The organism is Blautia sp. An46 (assembly GCF_002161645.1).
GTDB lineage: Bacteria > Bacillota > Clostridia > Lachnospirales > Lachnospiraceae > Blautia > Blautia ornithocaccae.
Genome location: NZ_NFIF01000013.1, coordinates 88,318 through 104,682 on the forward strand (window position 1 = coordinate 88,318; position 16,365 = coordinate 104,682).

Here is a 16,365-nt window from a genome sequence, read left to right on the forward strand (position 1 = left end):
TTCGGGAAATTACAAAAACTTTTTTTTGCATTTCGGCAGAAAAATCCCTCTATACCTCCCATTGGGCAACTTTTTGGAAAATAACAAAAACTGTTTTCAGCTTTTTCGCCCGTAAGGGCGTATAGCAGGGTTTGGGGAAGGCACTCCCCAACAAGTTTCCCGCGAGGGGCAAAACCGCAGAATTGCGGATTTTGGCACCGTGGTAGAAACTTGCTCTTAGTAAGCCGCAGACTGCCCCTGTCCGGGCTTTTCCGTACATAGAGCGAACGGGGCGGGGCTTTCAGCCCGCTGTGCGCGGTCTTTTTTTTCTTTCGCCAAAGATACATTCAAAAGGCCGCCAGCTACCCGCTGTCCGGGGATTTTTCAAATTTTCTTTTGCCTTAGTAATCCGGGAAACAGGATTTTGGCAACCTACGGGGCAGAGAATTTTTCCTTTCACTCCCTACAACACTGCGTTTTGAAATTTGCCAAACGGAGCAGGCAGCTTTTTCTGGCTTCACCTACCTACTACGGGTGACTTTGCGATTTTGCCAAATGGACAACAAAAAAAGCAGCAAATCTTTTTCAGACTTACTGCTTTCACTGGCCGCTGGTGGGCGGCTGGTATTCAGTTTTGGGGCTTATCGGTCAAAGCGAAACTTGAATAGTGCGGAGATTAGCTGCTGCTTCACATATTCCTCAACCTCGGCGTTAACCTGACCGTGTACTTTGGAAAAGTAGCGGATATATCCGGCATAGTGGGAAAGGACGGTGTCGATTGCGTCCGGGTCGCCCTCATGGGCTTTGACGATTGTTTCATAGGGGAGAAGTTTACTCATGGTCTTTTCCCTCCATGAGCCGCCGTAGCCGCTGCAAGGCAAGCTGGATATGCCGCCCCGCTGTGCTGCGTGTCCGGCCAATATGTACGCCGATCACTCGCTGCGGCTGGCGCAGGAAATAGTAACGGAAAATCTCTTCCTGTGTCTGCTCCGGCAAGAGGGCAAGGGCGGCGGCAAGTTCCGCATGGTACAGAACGGCGGTCTGGCCGCAGGCGGTAAAAAGATATTCTTCAAGCTGCTCCGGTTCGGCAAGCTGGACAAACTTCTCATTCATCAGATAGTCAAGAGAAACTTCCCGTTCCCACCTCCGGCGCAGCTTTAAGATTATATCTATGGCTGCGTGACGAATGACAATCTTGCAAAAGGCATTGAATGTGTACTGGATATGCACTTTGTAGGCTTCATCTTCGGTCATGGAAATTCCCCCTCTCTGAATAATAGTGCGGGGCGGCAGCACTCCTTGCTGTCGCCCCTTGATTGCCTATCTGCAAAGGCGGGCGGGGCTGTCAACGGCGGCGCATATGCGCCGTTCATCTTGACTGTTGACTGGCTCGGCTGGCTTTGCCATTTGAGTGTAATTGCTTATTCTTTTTTTATTTGCAGACTTTTGAGGTAGAACGCCTGCTCCTCCCTTTTCTCTGGCTCACTCTCAAAAGGGTTATGCTGTCTAATTCATTCGTTGTCTTACTATTTCATACATCATTATAGATGCAGCACAACTGACATTGAAAGAACTGGCATAGGAATCTTCAGCCATAGGAATCGTACATAAAACATCACAATATTCCTTAAATGCCTTATTTAATCCCATGGTTTCATTTCCCATCATTAACATAACCGGGGTTTTCAAGTCCTCATGATAGATAGGCTTTTCGTGGTGGGCTGTTGTGCCTATGATCTTAAAGCCAGGGTATTTTATTCTAAGGCTTTCAACGAATTTATATAAATCCTCATTGTGAATGATTCGAATCACCGGAAGATTGAAAAAAGAACCCATCGCCGAAACAATTACATCAGGCTCATACAAATCAACCGCATGTCCAGTAATTATCAACATATCTACTCCCAACGCATCACATGAACGTATCATCGTACCTAAATTTCCTTTATTAGAGGGCCTGTCAAATAACACAATAAATGGATTGGAAGATAACGCAACATTTTCTAACCTGTCTTCCCTCATTTCAATAATAGCCAATAATTCAGAAGTTTCTTCTTTTCCACTTAATTCCTTTAGCAACTGTGCCGTAAGAGTATAATTGACTTCTGTTTTTACTGTTTCTATCATATGTTTTGCCCAGCCTGACAGATTATTCTTGTCATAAATAAAAGAAATAATCTTCCAGTTATTTTTAACCGCTTCATTTAAACTTCTTACGCCTTCAACAATAAATTGATTATATTTATATCTTTTATTTCGATTATGCTTCAATACTTCAAATCTCTGGTAATCATTATTTTTATTTAATATAGAAACAACTTTCATTTCAATACCTGCCTCATCATACTTTGGTTTTCGAATTTTTCACCCATTGTAAGCCCATTTTTGAAAAAATAAGGGAAAATGATTTCCCGGTTTTTCTGTGGCAGGGATAACAGGACGGCGGCAAGTTTTCCATTGGTGAGGATAACTGCCTGACCGCATATCGTTATAGGGTGTTCTTCATGGGGTGCTTCAAAATATTCGTCTGTTGTGCCTAAAGGGTAAAACTTTTCTTCTGTGAGGTATTCAAGGGATATTTCTTTTTGCCGCCGTCTGCTCCTGTCACGCCATGCGTTGATAGCCGCATAGTGTATGACGGTCTTGCAAAGCCATTGAACGTGTACATGATGTGTTCTTTGTATGCTTCTGTGCAAGGCATAGATGATTCCCCCTTTCTCCCACATAGGGCGTTGTATGGTTGACGGGTTTCATTTATAATATCAGAGGGCGGCAGCACCCCTTGCTGTCGCCCCTTGATTGCCTACCAGCAAAGGCGGGCGGGGCTGTCAACAGCGGCGCATATGCGCCGTTTATCTTGACTGCCCGCTGGCTCGGCTGGCTTTCCTATTTGAGTGTAATTGCTTATTCTTTTTTTGTTACTGGAATCCAAATTTCACTGTATGCGTAGTTGGGCTTTTTGTCGTCCATTTTTGTAAAAGAGAAAGAAAACGGCTCTGCCAGTTCATAATCTGCCGTCATAAACCATTCGGAGTAGATTCTTGCCATTGTATCCTGCAAAGTAAACGGGAAGATTCCTTCATTTGGAAAAACTGCCCACGTATGAGCTTTAACAGGAAATGTGTCCAGATTACTGCTAATGTCATTTTTAGTTGTTAAAACTCCAATTAAATGCGTTAATTCACCAGCTTCTTCAAGAAAGTTCGTATCTGATTCATAGGAAACATTTACAGTTTCATATGGCTCAATGTTTTGCAACCGGTGCATTTCTTCTTTCTGTTCCTGTGTTATGCTTTGTGCCAGTTCCAAAATAGCGTTGTTTACTCCCTCATATTGTAACGGCACTCGTTTACTTACACCTGCAAACGTAAAAGCAGGTTTTTCAACAATTTTATATTCCATTAAAGTTCCTCCCTTCATAGTTACAACAAATTGTAACTTTTGGCATGATTTACATTGTTTCAACTTTGCGACTTGTGACGGTAAGATACCGCTCCATTTTTTAAAGGCACGTGTAAATCCGTCTACGGATTGATACCCATATTGATAAGCGACATCTGTTACCTGCGCCCCCTGCAACAATTCTTTGTTAGCTTCTGAAAGTCGTCTGTTTTTTACATACTCATTCAGCGTCATATTGGTAAGCGCAAAAAATATTTTTCTAAAATGATAATCTGAAACATTTATATGCTCAGAAATCTTCTCAAGTAAAAACTCGTCCTCCAGGTGCGCTTCAATATAGTCCATCGCGTCATTCAATTTCTTTAACACATTGCCCCTCCTTCCGAATAAGAATTTCACAATTTAGAAAGATATGCTCGACATTAGCATACAAAATTAGTCGGGTTATAAATAAAGGCCGTTTGCTCAATATAAGTTTACACAAAACCGACTTGAAAACAAAACTAACATAGACTCTCCTTATATTCAAAGATTTTTATCCGTGATAACGCACAAAATATTACGTTATTTTCTGAAACATATGCCGAACCTTATCTAAACGGCTGTTAGGACGGCGTGGCTGCAATACAGGCTCCCCGGAAATTTCTTGGTACCCTTTTAATTCGGTAAGGCAGACGCTTCTCCCATTTGTATAAAAATTTAAATCATTCCTATATTCGCCGATGCAGCGGGCGGGGATTTCTCCCGTAAAAATAACTTCATCATTTTTAAGCAAGGTTGATTCAATCACTGCACAATACTTCGGTGCGTCATTATAAGCCCGTGAAATATATTCCTGCGGTGCAAAAAGGGTAAAGGAAAGGTATGGTTCCAATAATTGTGTTCCTGCTCTTTTCAATGCCTGTTCTAACACGATAGGAGCAAGGGAACGAAAATCTGCGGGGGTACTAACTGGACTGTAATAAACTCCATAGTCAAAACAAATTTCACAATCTGTCACTTCCCAACCGTATAAGCCTTGCTCCATTCCATAACGCACCCCTTCCATAACGGCATTTTGAAAACTTTGGTTTAAATAGCCGAGAGATACTTTGCTTTTAAACCGGGTTCCACTTCCGGCAGGAAGTGGCGTTACAGTTAAGCCAATGGATGCCCAAAACGGATTCGGCGGCACTTCAATATGAATCGTGTAACTGGCTGTTTTTAATGGCCTTTCCAGATAAATGACCGTAGGTTCTTTCACATTTATGTTCACATGGTATCGCTCTACTAACAGAGAGCATACAACCTCTAACTGGACTTTTCCTAAAAAAGAAATGATGATTTCATGCGTTATCGTATCCACATAGTAATGCAACAGCGGATCTGTATCTGCAATTTCCGTCAGGGCATTCAGCAGGAGGTCTCTTTGTTCCTGATTTTGCGGCTCCACCGTCGTCCGAAGCAAAGGAATCGGATTTTTTTCCCATGCCTTGCGCGGCAAAAGTTCTACATTTCCGAGAGTATCATTCAGCTTCAGAGTGTCATTGGTCAAAATAACAATTTCTCCGCAACAGGCTGTGTCCGCCGGTATAATCTCTCCGTTTGACGGAATCCTCATTTCTGTGATTTTTAGTTTTTGATTTTGGGGCAGGAGAATCGTATCCCGTAAATGAAGTGTCCCGCTGTATAACCGCAAATAAACGAGCCGCTTTTTCTGGTCTGTGTACTCGATTTTAAAAACGCTTCCGCATAGCTCGGATTGATCGTTGTCCGCACCAGAAGTAAATGTTTCTGCAATCACTTCAATCAGCTTTTCAGTTCCGATATTGTTCTTTGCACTCCCATGATAAATAGGAAACAGGGAACCGTTTTGCATTCTTCTGCATTTCTCCCTCTGTAAATCTTGTATTTTCAAAGGTTCCCCCGCAATATATTTTTCCAAAAGTTCATCATTTCCAGCAATAATAGAATCCCATTTTTCTATATCCTCAATGTCTGTCAGAGACACTTCCGGAGTGAGCGAAACATCTTGCATAACCATGACATCATCAGAAAGTTTTTCTCTGATATTTTGATAAACGCTCTGTAAGTCAATGCCCTCCTGGTCTATCTTATTTACAAAAATAATCGTTGGGATTTTCATTTTCTGGAGCGCATGGAACAGTACCCGTGTTTGTGCCTGCACGCCGTCCTTTGCGGAAACTACTAAAATTGCTCCGTCAAGAACAGCAAGTGAGCGATATACTTCCGCCAAAAAGTCCATATGGCCGGGGGTATCGACAATATTGATCTTATAATTCTTCCAGCCGAAAGAAGTGACGGCCGTTTGAATGGTAATCCCACGCTGGCGTTCCAACAGCATGGTGTCTGTCCGCGTTGTTCCCTTATCTACACTCCCTAATTCCGGAACGGCTCCGCTGGTATAGAGCAGGCTTTCTGTCAAAGTCGTTTTTCCTGCGTCTACATGAGCAAGAATGCCGATATTGATTATTTTCATGTGTTTGTCCTCCATTCAGCCCCCAAAGGGCATAAAAATCCCCAGCAGCAAAATACTTTTACCGCTGGGGATATAGCGAATAGACATACACATACATACAACGCACTGCAAGCAGCGGTCGCTCTTTTGATATGTCAAATATATAAGGCAAAAGTATTCTTAAAAAGGGTACAAAAAACTAAGCCCCTTGCAAGGGACGGTTACAATTCTTTGTTCCCACTATTTGATTATAGTTAATTAAGAATACCTTGCCGCATATTTTTAACTCCTTACTTGGAATAGAAATATTATAGCATATCGGCATTGAAAAAGAAAGTCCTGAAACAAAATTTACGGAATAGTAGGCTGCTGTCTATCAATCTCTTGTGTGTTTCTTTATGACACATGAGCATTCGCGCCGGGGTTATCGTTGCCGTACCCCTCCATGAGGTTAATGCCGCCCCAAATGCCAAGTCCTGCGCCAAGCGCGATTACCAAAGTCTGCAATACGTCAACTGCGCTGTTGAAAAAATCCATATAAACCTCGCTTTCTGCCGCTAAAACGGCTCAAAAAATGTTGTTGGAAATAAAAATGCCGCCGTTTTTATTCGGCGGCTGCGTCCTCGTCGGACAAATCTATTTCGTATATGTCAAAGGGTTCGTCGGGCTTTACGATTGCCGGACGGGTGGACATATACCGTTCAACGTCAAAAGCGTTTTTCTTGTCGAAGTCGGAAAGGTATTTGTAGTTCGGGTGCTGCGTTATATCGTACTTATCGCTGAAAAAGGGGCGCACGCCGCGCAACTGCAAAATACATTTTCCTCCGTCCATAACTGCGATTTCGTCCTGTGTCATCAACTCCTTTCCCAATTTCTGATAATTGAGGCCATGAGAAACCTGCGTGCCGCGATTTTCGGAAGTGTTGAAACTGTCGATTGTTTCACGTCCCAAGTTCTCCGAAATATCCTTTGCATTTTTCCCGCGCCCTCCCAAAAACAAGGTGCTGTCGGCATTGTCAAGTATGATTTCTGCCGCGTCCTTGTAAATGGCTTTTAGCTGGCTCTGCGATTGCAGAATGATAGAAGCCGAGATTTCCCGGCTGCGGATTGTGGCAATCAATTTTTCAAACTGCGGGATTTGTCCAATGTTTGCAAACTCGTCTAACAGGCAGCGAACATGAACCGGCAGCTTGCCGCCGTATTCGTCGTCGGCCTTGTCGCACAAGAGATTAAATAACTGCGATTGCAGCATAGCGATAACAAAATTAAACGTGCTGTCCGTATCGCTCATAATCAAAAACAAAGCTGTTTTTCTGTCGCCTAACGTGTCAAGTTCTAATTCGTCGTAGGACATAAGATCGCGCAATTCCTTTATATCAAAAGGAGCGAGCCTCGCACCGCAAGAAATGAGGATTGATTTTGCGGTTTTGCCCGCCGCCAATTTATATTTTCGGTACTGCTTCACCGCGAAATGGTCGGGGTCGCGTTCTTCCAAGTCGGCAAACAGCAAATCGACGGGGCTTTGATATTCCTCGTCGTCCTCGCGGGCTTCGCTGGCGTTGATAAGTTCCAACAGGGTAATAAAGTTCATTTCCTCGGCGGGGGCTTCGTACCAGATGTAGCCCACCAACGCGCAATACAAAAGCCGTTCTGCCTTTACCCAAAAATCCTCCGCGCTTTTTTCTCCCTCACCTTTGGTATTCGCTATCAACGTATTTACCAGCTTCAAAATATCTTTCTCGCTGCGGATATACACAAAGGGGTTGTAGTGCATAGATTTTTTGAAGTTAATCGTATTCAGTACCTTAATGCGGTAGCCCGCCCGTTGCAGCAGCTTCCCGCACTCAATCAAAACCGTACCTTTCGGGTCGGTTAAGACGTAAGAGGAATGAAGCTGCATTAGATTAGGTTTGACAAAAAATCTTGTTTTTCCGCTGCCGCTGCCGCCGATCACGACGACGTTCTTATTTCTCGCGTACTTCGGCTGCTTCGGGCGGCTGTTCATGGTAAGCCGTTCCGTCTGCGTCAAAATGATGTTGTTTTGGAAATCCGGGTCTATGTAGGGCTTTATATCTTCGGCGTTTCCCCATCGGGCAGAGCCGTACTCCGCGCCCTTGCGGTATTTCTTCGCGTTTTTCCCTTTGACATAGACTATCAAGCGGATAATCACCGCACCGACAATGCCGACAAGCAAATCCAACGGGTAAACGCTCGGCAAGGCGTTTTCAAAGGCTGCGGAAAATCCTTGTGTGATATTCAGTATCTTTGCAGAAATATCCGCGCCGGGGGCAAGCCGCACCGCCTGTCCGACTTTATCAAAGAGATAGACAAAGAACACATAGGGGATATTCGGAAGTATCAGCTTTTTGTAGTTGATCTGCTTCATATCTCGCGCCCCCTGTCCATTTTCTTTACCTTGTCGCGGGCGGCGTTAAGCTGCTTCGCCTTGTCCTTTGCAGCGGCAAGGGCTTTGCGGATAGAGGGCTTTTTCTCCCGGTTCAGCTTCTTTGCGGAAAACTCTTGAAACGCTGCGGTCATAACGTCCGCGTCCCGGCCTTTGAAAAACACAAGGTAACGGGTCTGCTCGCCCTTAACCTTTTTTAGCGAAAAATCTATGTTGTATTTCTTCGCCGTACTCTCAAAGGCTTTAATATTGCTGTCGGTGATCTCGATGTTGGAAACACCCGCGTTCTGCTTCATAAGCTGCCGCATGGTCTGTTTCCCATGCGCGGGTTTGCTTTTCTGCTCCAAAAACTTTTGGATTGCTTTCTGTAACGCCTGTTCGGTAAGCCGCGCCGCGCCTTTTCCCACTTTGACGTATAGGGCAATCGTTTTTTGGGTTACTTCCTCCTGCAAGGTATCAACTCCTTTCCCGGTAAAGTGCGGCTATGCTCATTCGCCGCCGTATAAGTCGTGATTGACAAGGGCGGTATAGTAGCTGTCAATGGTACTCGGCGCGTTGAACAGCACCGCTTTTAGATACTGCTTGATGTTGCGCACTTTGGTTGTGTTCTCCCTCATGCAATCCAAAACAAACTCAATATGGCTGCTGTTCAGCTTCAAAAACTTGGATTTCACCAATTCGGCGGGGTAGTCGTCCCCGGCAATACGGATTGTCTTTCGGGCTGTGCAGACGGTTTCCAGCATAAGGTCAACAATCTCGTCCAAACGGTCTTTGTCAATTTTGCAGTTTTGAATGAGATGGTCGTATTCGATATTGTCCTTGATAATCTCCCTGTAAATCTCTACTGCGCTATTGCTTTTCGCTTCCGTTCTTTTCCTTTCCGGCGGCGTAGCCGCTTCGCCATGCGCAAAGGGCAAGGGGTTTAGGGAATGGAAAGGAATGGAATCGGTACTTGATAAATCAGTAATTGATTGTTCTTTACTTAATATATCTTTATTTAATTGCGTTGGATTTTCCAACGTAGGTTTTTCCTGCGTAGGTTTTTCCAACGTTGGATTATCCAATGTTGGATTTTCCAATGTAGGTAAATCCAATATAGGCGGCTGTCCGCCGCTGGTAGCTGCTTCCGGCTCTCGCGGCTGCGGCTGCTCGTATATGACGTAATCTGCGCCCCGCAAGCGTCCCTTTTCGTCGCGCTCCCGGCTGCGCACGATATATCCGGCTTTTTCGAGTTCCTTTACCGCTTCGCGGATTGCGTCGATCTTCTCCCGGTTGATATGGGATAAGCCCGCAAGGGTATAATCCCAATCTTCGGGCAGCGAAAGCATTTGCGACAACAAGCCCTTTGCCTTTAAGGACAATTCCTTGTTTCGCAAGTGGTGGTTGCTCATAACGGTATATCCCGTATTTCGCTCCACTCTGAAAACTGCCATATTTCCTCACTTCCTCTCTTGGTATGCGTGGACAATTAGAAAGCCGTTTTCGGCTGTTTTGGTATTGCAATATGCCCTTTGCCGTTTTCGCGTCTGCAAAGCCGCATGGCACAAGGGCTTTTGCCCGTCTATTTGTCCATGCTGGCGTGCGTTTTCCGCGTCCTTTTGCCGGGGCAATAGGGACACTCTTTGAAAACGCAAAACTCATATTTCCACCCGGGGCGGTAGAAACGGCAAGTGCCGCAATCTTCATCATCTCCGGCACAACCGGATTGATAGCGGTCAAATCCCGGCTTCTGCTGCATGAGCAATTCAAACGCCCGCTGCTTGCCCTTTGTGAAATACATTCCGGCTGCACCTCCTTTCCTGCGGGCATAAAAAAACGGCGTTACTTTCTCCCCCAAAGGGGTTAAGGTAACGCCGTTTGTGTGCGTATTCAGTTTTTAACACATTCCCTGTCTATCCGCTGTCCGCAAAACCATTGATTTTATTAGCTTTTTGCCGCTATCGCTATCACACCTCATTATTTGACCGTCCTGGCTTTTTACGGATGATGGAGGACATCAAAGCAAAGAAGATTGACTGCGTGATCGTCAAAGACTTATCCCGTTTCGGAAGAAATTATATTGAAGTAGGAAAATACATTGAGCGTGTTTTACCATTTATGGGAGTCCGTTTCATTTCTATCAATGACAACTATGACAGTGAAGGAAAAAAGAATGATTCAGATTCCCTGATGCTCCCATTTAAAAATCTGGTAAACGATGCTTACTGCCGGGATATTTCCGTAAAAATCAGGAGTCAGCTGGATATTAAGAGGAAGAAAGGTGAGTGCATCAGTGCTTTGCGGTCTATGGATACCAGAAATCACAGGAGGACAAAAACAGGCTTGTGGTGGATACATATGCTGCTGAGATTGTGCAGACAATCTTCCGGATGAAACTGCAGGGGATTAACCAACAGAGGATTGCGGATTTTTTAAATGATAATGGTGTACTGTCTCCTATGGAATACAAAAAATCCCAGGGCCTGAAATACTCCACCAGCTTTAAAATCCATCCGGTTGCCCGGTGGTCTGTAAATGCCATTAACCGGATTCTGACAGATGAGGTTTACACCGGTGTCATGGTTCAGGGAAAAACGAGCACCCCGAATTATAAAGTGAAAACCCAGATAGCAAAAAAGCCGGAGGAATGGATCAGGGTAGAGGGCACACACGAGGCGATCATTGAGTTCCATGATTTTCAGACTGTTCAGGAGTTATTAAAACGGGATACGAGGACAGTGCCGGAGCAGAAGGAATTATATTTGTTTTCGGGGTATCTGTTCTGCGGAGATTGTAAAAACAGCATGGTAAGGAAGGCTGTGCCGTCCGGTGGAAGAAAGTATTACTACTATGTGTGTTCCACAAATAAGCACAGCAGGGAATGTACCAGCCATTCAGTCAGTGAGAAAAAACTGACGGAGAGAGTCCTCCATGCTGTGCAGGACCAGATAGAGGTTGTCTGCAAGATGGATGAGTTCCTTTCTTATATAGATAAACTGCCGGAACATCAGAGAACCGTCTTTAATTATGATGCACAGATCGAACAGCTGCAGCAGGAAATACAGAAGTATAAGCGAATGAAAATGAAGCTGTATGAAGATTTGAGTGATGGGATTATTGATGTAAAAGAATACCAGGAATACCGGAGCAGCTTTTCACAGAGGATTGCAGAGAAAGAGCAGGCACTGGAACGGCTGGAGCATGAGCGGATGGAAGCTGTAGAGGGAAACAGGGGCTGTAACCTGTGGATGAAAGAATTTCAGCGGTATCAGATAGCTGAATTAAGTAAAGAAATGGCGATGCAGGCAGAGGTAGATGATGAACAGTTGAAGAAAATAGAGAATATTTCCTTGTTTGCAAAAGAACCGGCACTGACTAAAGAAATGGCTGAATATATGATAAAGGAAGTGAGAGTATATCGGGATGACCGATATGAGATTATCTGGAAGTTTAGGAATATATTTGATGAAGTGGCTTGTTCGTAGGGACAATCCATTTTTGAAATTAAGGTTAGTTCCCATACTATTTGGATGAGATGAACACATTGAAAAAGTAGGATATATATGGTAATATATTAAAAATAGCAAACGAATGCTTAGGATATAATGAAAAGGTAATAAAGCGTACATAGCAATTTATGGGCAAGGCTACTTGTCATAGAAATGCTTGTATTTAGTGCGGAATGCTAGCCTCTTATCGTTATGTTTTCGATGAGAGGTTTTTCTGCATTCAAAGAGAAAATATAATAACTGATCGACAAGGGAGAAAACTGATGTATTTAAAAAAATTAAAACTTACAAATTATAGAAAGTTTTATGCTGAGCAAAATGTTGTAGAATTTGTCAGTTCAAAAATAGTTAAGAAAGATCAATGCTTGGAAGATAGTGTAACTGATTTTTCAGAAGAATCTGAAGATATTAGCGAAGAGAAGAGGTCGGATGAAATACAGATTGATGTTGCATCGGATACTACATTAATTATTGGGAAAAATAATGCAGGTAAAACAACAATAATTACTGCTTTAGATAGTTTAATAAATCATACAAATTCATTTGGTGTAAACGATTTTAATTACAGATATTTGCAAGATTATCTGAAGGAATACGATGTTGATAAAACAGAAGAGTTACCCTTTATAGAATTTGTAATTACTGTTGAATTAGAGGAGGATAGTAACGATAGAATTTCAAATTTAATACCATTTATGCTGGTAGAAGATGTGAATGATTCAGAATTGGATATTTGTATCAGATATGAGATTGTAGATTCAGTATCCTTTAATCTAGATATGCAAGAACTTTTTTCTGAAGGAAGGGACAAAGATTTATTTGTAAAATTCCTAAAAATATTAAAGAATACAGATTTTCAACTGAATTATTATGATAAAAATCATGTCAAGCTTGACATAGATTTTAAACTTTCTAACTTGATGGAATTACAATGTATTAAAGCAAATCATTTGAAAAACGAGCATTGTTTAACAGATGCTTTTAATAAAATAATTAATTATAGGTATGAATATCTTTTTAGGGATGAAAAGCGAAAAGTAACTGAAAATTTGGAGGAAATTAATAGTAACCTAACAAGTAATATTAAAAAAAATCATACGGAAGTTATAAGAGAAGTTTTAAAGAAACTAATTTCTATGGAAAATATGGGTGTAGATATAAGTGCAGATATTACATTCGATAAACTAATGAGAGATCTTATTAAGTATGAATATATTGATGGTGATGTCAATATTCCGGAGAACCAGTTTGGACTGGGATATACAAATCTAGTGATGATAATAGCAGCTATTATGGACTATATGGAAAGATACCCGGACGCATCTTTTAATAGTAAGATTAATTTGATATCTATTGAAGAACCTGAAACTTTTATGCATCCTCAGATGCAAGAATTATTTATTAAAAATATTAATGATGCAATAGGAGTTTTACTAGCTAGTAAGAATAAGGATGTAAATAGTCAAATAATTATTACAACACATTCTTCACACATCTTGAATAGCAAGATACATAGCGCAAATACATTCGATAATATTTGCTACTTATATGAAGACAAACATAATGCTGCTGTCGCAAATTTAAGTAATAAAAAAATAATGCCTAATGAGAATGAAGATGTAAACTCAAGTTCATTCAAATTTTTGAAAAAACATATAAAATATAAAATTTCAGAATTGTTTTTTTCTGATGCTGCAGTGTTTGTAGAGGGATTTGCAGAGGACATGATAATTCCGTATTATATTGAAAAGCGAGAAAACTTAAATAAACATTATATTTCTATTTTTAATATAAACGGAGCCCATGGTTTTTTGTATAAGAGGCTTATAGAAGCATTAGGAATACCAGTGCTAATAATTACAGATTTAGATATTAAACGTGAAGATGAAAATGATGAAGGGGCGGATTCGAAAGATAAAAAAAGTAAAAAAGTAGCAGTATTTCCGCAAATTGATTCCTTGGTAGATAGGGAAACAACAAATGCGACTATAGCCAATTTGCATGGAAAAACCAATTTGTCTGATATTCCGCAACATATAGAAAAAGGAAATTTATATTTGGCATATCAAGGCAAAGTTAATGGATTTTACGCTACAAGTTTTGAAGAGGCTTTTATTTTGACTAATTATGCAAATGAAATTTTAAATGATTTGCTTAGTGAAATGAAACCAAGAATCTATAAGAACATTACCACAACAGAAACTGATTATATGAAGAATATACAAAATTCCTATAAATGGCAAGTTAAGCTAGAAAAAGATAAAGGTGAATTTGCAAGTAGACTACTTTATAAAATTGTCAATGAAGAGTCTGAGGAAAAAATACCAGAATTACCGAAGTATATAGTTGATGGACTAGATTGGATAGAAAGAAAATTAGGGGAAAAATAATGGGATTATCAGAAATTAATAATGAGGATTTAGATAATGAAAAATTATCGCTGGAAAAACTATTTCAATGCAGTGATGATTTTGATAGTGTGGTTTTTAATTCTGGTGCGGGGTCGGGAAAAACGTATGCCTTGGTTAAGAGTTTAAAATATGTTATTACTCATAATAGAGAAAACTTAAAAATTCATAATCAAAAAATCGCATGTATTACATATACTAATGTTGCGGCCGAAAACATTAGACAACAGTTAGGGGCTTCAGATGTTGTAGAGGTATCTACTATTCATGAGAGAATATGGCATATTATTTGTGATCAAAAAACAGCACTATTAAGCTTGCACATTGAAAAGTTGAAGAGAGAAATAGCATATATAGATAATCAATTACAAAATAAATCTGATTTCGAGAAATATCGGGCGTTGGATGAAGAGTCAAAAGAACAATTCTTTGAAATTATGTATGCCAATAAAAGGGAATATAATAAAGCATACAATTTAAGAGCGGCAGAGTTTAAAACTGCTATGCCACAAGAAATACATTTGCAATTTGCAGGATTAATATCTAATGTGTCAAAATTTAAAGGACTTGTGGACAAACTTTTTAAGAAAAAAAGATACTTGGATTGTATGAATAATATTGAAAGTGGAAAGAAGGGGTACAGAGAAGTAACTTACGATGCTATGTATAATCGTGATCGATTAGACAAAATGCGTATTAGCCATGACACGCTGTTAGAATATGGGTATGAATTGGTTGAAAAATATCCAAGAATGAGACAACTTATTATTGATCGATATCCATATATTCTTATTGATGAATATCAGGATACAGCAGATATTGTAGTAAAAATAATGAATCTCCTTGATAAATATGCAAAAAAAATTCATCATGAACTATTTATTGCATATTTTGGAGATTCGGTTCAAAATATTTACGATACTGGTGTCGGAAAAAAATTGAATGATTTGCATTCAGATTTATCATCTGTATCTAAAATATATAATCGAAGATCTTATACAGAAGTAATAAATGTAGCTAATAAGGTGCGTAATGACGAAATTATTCAAAAATCAATTTACTCTGATAGTAGTGGGGGAAGTGTAAAGTTATATTACGGTAATGCAAAAAATGTAAATAATTTTATAAATAAATGTGCAAAAAAGTGGAAGGCACAAGAAGAAACCCCGTTACATTGTCTATTTGCGACAAACCAAATGGTGGCGGAATACAGTGGCTTTTTAAAAGTATACGAAGTGTTTAAAAACGCAGAAGTATATCAAGGGATCGGTTATAAACAATTAAATTCGGAATTGTTGAGCCATGACACTATTCATTTAGGTAAAGCACAAGCATTGTTGTATAGGCTAATGAAGTTATATACAGAGGTGCGTGAACCGAAGCAACCTCTTAGGAGAATTTTTACAACGAATGAGTATAGAAATATAAGTTTTGCTAATTTAAAAGCGCTTGTATCACTGCTACAATCACTAGACGGTAACACATTGGATGATTTATTAAGTGTAATATTTAATCAATATAGTATATCGGAGGACAAAACGTATAAATTCATTATTGAAAAAATATTTGATATGGATGAAGAGACATCTTATGATAGTGTGTTGAAATACTTTTTAACATCATTGTATAAATCATGGGATGAAGCAATCGAAACCAAAGTGGTTATTAGTGATCTTTTGAATATAAAGGTTGAAGAACTGTTAAATTGGTTTCACTATATTAATAGAGACGAGAAAAAAAGCATTTGTTATCATACTTTTCATAGTACAAAGGGATTGGAGTATGAGAATGTGGTTATTATTTTAGGAAAAGATTTTGGCGTGGATCGTGGATTATTTGAGATATATTTTAAAAGCTATGGAAAAGCAGATGCAGGTAATTCTTTGAAATATGAAAAGGGAAGAAATATTTTGTATGTTGCAGTTACGAGAACGATAAAAAATTTGCGCATCTTATATATTGATAATTTAGAAGAAATAAAGAATAATATAGAAAATGTGTTTGGAAAGGCTTATGAATTTTCTGATAATATAACTGACGAAAGTTTTTAGTTTATATTTTTAAGGAGCACGAGTCGATATAGGAGTTGTCAGTAATGTTGCTGATTGAGGGCGTAAAATTTTCTGTGTCTATGGGAAAAATTCTTCTTTGATAAGAAACAGATATGTATAATTGTCTTGTCGGAACTTCTGCTTTTTTGCTGTCGAATTACTTATCTGTTTATAG

13 protein-coding genes and 2 pseudogenes are annotated in these 16,365 nt (G+C 40.2%); 4 read left to right on the forward strand and 11 right to left on the reverse strand.

The window, feature by feature from the left end; genetic code table 11:
* Positions 1-620 precede the first annotated feature (620 nt).
* The 11 genes and pseudogenes from B5G00_RS11870 to B5G00_RS11930 all read right to left on the reverse strand — a co-directional run bounded on the left by B5G00_RS11870 (position 621) and on the right by B5G00_RS11930 (position 10,023).
* Positions 621-818, reverse strand: a complete 198-nt coding sequence (locus B5G00_RS11870) for a helix-turn-helix domain-containing protein (RefSeq protein ID WP_070087581.1) — start codon at positions 816-818, stop codon at positions 621-623.
* Positions 811-1,233 (reverse strand): sigma-70 family RNA polymerase sigma factor, encoded by a 423-nt coding sequence (locus B5G00_RS11875; RefSeq protein WP_070087582.1) that lies wholly within the window; start codon positions 1,231-1,233, stop codon positions 811-813. The genes B5G00_RS11870 and B5G00_RS11875 overlap by 8 nt, the downstream gene beginning before the upstream one ends.
* 252 nt (positions 1,234-1,485) lie before the next feature.
* Positions 1,486-2,304, reverse strand: coding sequence for a TrmH family RNA methyltransferase (locus tag B5G00_RS11885; protein ID WP_070087583.1), 819 nt, complete (start codon positions 2,302-2,304; stop codon positions 1,486-1,488).
* 62 nt (positions 2,305-2,366) lie between these two features.
* Positions 2,367-2,680 (reverse strand): annotated as a pseudogene (locus B5G00_RS19820) (sigma-70 family RNA polymerase sigma factor); the annotation flags it as partial.
* Positions 2,681-2,883: 203 nt separating this feature from the next.
* Positions 2,884-3,750 carry an AraC family transcriptional regulator gene (locus tag B5G00_RS11900; RefSeq protein ID WP_070087584.1) on the reverse strand — a complete coding sequence of 289 codons (867 nt, stop codon included), beginning with the start codon at positions 3,748-3,750 and terminating at the stop codon, positions 2,884-2,886.
* A 190-nt stretch (positions 3,751-3,940) separates the two neighbouring features.
* Positions 3,941-5,860 carry a TetM/TetW/TetO/TetS family tetracycline resistance ribosomal protection protein gene (gene tet / locus B5G00_RS11905; protein ID WP_070087585.1) on the reverse strand — a complete coding sequence of 640 codons (1,920 nt, stop codon included), beginning with the start codon at positions 5,858-5,860 and terminating at the stop codon, positions 3,941-3,943.
* A 387-nt stretch (positions 5,861-6,247) separates the two neighbouring features.
* Positions 6,248-6,376 (reverse strand): annotated as a pseudogene (locus B5G00_RS11910) (Maff2 family mobile element protein); the annotation flags it as partial.
* A 67-nt stretch (positions 6,377-6,443) separates the two neighbouring features.
* Positions 6,444-8,225: a VirD4-like conjugal transfer protein, CD1115 family gene (locus tag B5G00_RS11915; RefSeq protein WP_002604483.1), complete on the reverse strand. Its 1,782-nt coding sequence runs from the start codon at positions 8,223-8,225 to the stop codon at positions 6,444-6,446.
* Positions 8,222-8,695 carry a PcfB family protein gene (locus tag B5G00_RS11920; RefSeq protein ID WP_002604484.1) on the reverse strand — a complete coding sequence of 158 codons (474 nt, stop codon included), beginning with the start codon at positions 8,693-8,695 and terminating at the stop codon, positions 8,222-8,224. The genes B5G00_RS11915 and B5G00_RS11920 overlap by 4 nt, the downstream gene beginning before the upstream one ends.
* Before the next feature lie 36 nt (positions 8,696-8,731).
* On the reverse strand, positions 8,732-9,676 hold the full coding sequence (locus B5G00_RS11925; RefSeq protein ID WP_002604485.1) for a DUF6017 domain-containing protein: 945 nt from the start codon (positions 9,674-9,676) through the stop codon (positions 8,732-8,734).
* Positions 9,677-9,804: 128 nt separating this feature from the next.
* Entirely contained in the window at positions 9,805-10,023 is a 219-nt protein-coding gene (locus B5G00_RS11930) for a hypothetical protein (RefSeq protein ID WP_002604486.1), read from the reverse strand.
* Positions 10,024-10,157: 134 nt separating this feature from the next.
* Between B5G00_RS11930 and B5G00_RS11935 the strand changes: the two genes are divergently transcribed.
* The 4 genes from B5G00_RS11935 (at position 10,158) to B5G00_RS11950 (ending at position 16,190) form a co-directional block, all read left to right on the forward strand.
* A complete protein-coding gene (locus B5G00_RS11935) occupies positions 10,158-10,616 on the forward strand; it encodes a recombinase family protein (protein ID WP_275532371.1) in 459 nt (152 codons plus the stop codon).
* Positions 10,568-11,707 carry a recombinase family protein gene (locus B5G00_RS11940; RefSeq protein WP_140403154.1) on the forward strand — a complete coding sequence of 380 codons (1,140 nt, stop codon included), beginning with the start codon at positions 10,568-10,570 and terminating at the stop codon, positions 11,705-11,707. Before B5G00_RS11935 ends, B5G00_RS11940 begins: the two co-directional genes overlap by 49 nt.
* Positions 11,708-11,994: 287 nt before the next feature.
* The gene (locus B5G00_RS11945; protein ID WP_087273007.1) at positions 11,995-14,121 is read left to right on the forward strand and encodes an ATP-dependent nuclease; all 2,127 of its coding nucleotides are present in this window, start codon (positions 11,995-11,997) and stop codon (positions 14,119-14,121) included.
* Positions 14,121-16,190 carry a UvrD-helicase domain-containing protein gene (locus B5G00_RS11950; protein WP_087273010.1) on the forward strand — a complete coding sequence of 690 codons (2,070 nt, stop codon included), beginning with the start codon at positions 14,121-14,123 and terminating at the stop codon, positions 16,188-16,190. Before B5G00_RS11945 ends, B5G00_RS11950 begins: the two co-directional genes overlap by 1 nt.
* Positions 16,191-16,365: the final 175 nt, after the last annotated feature.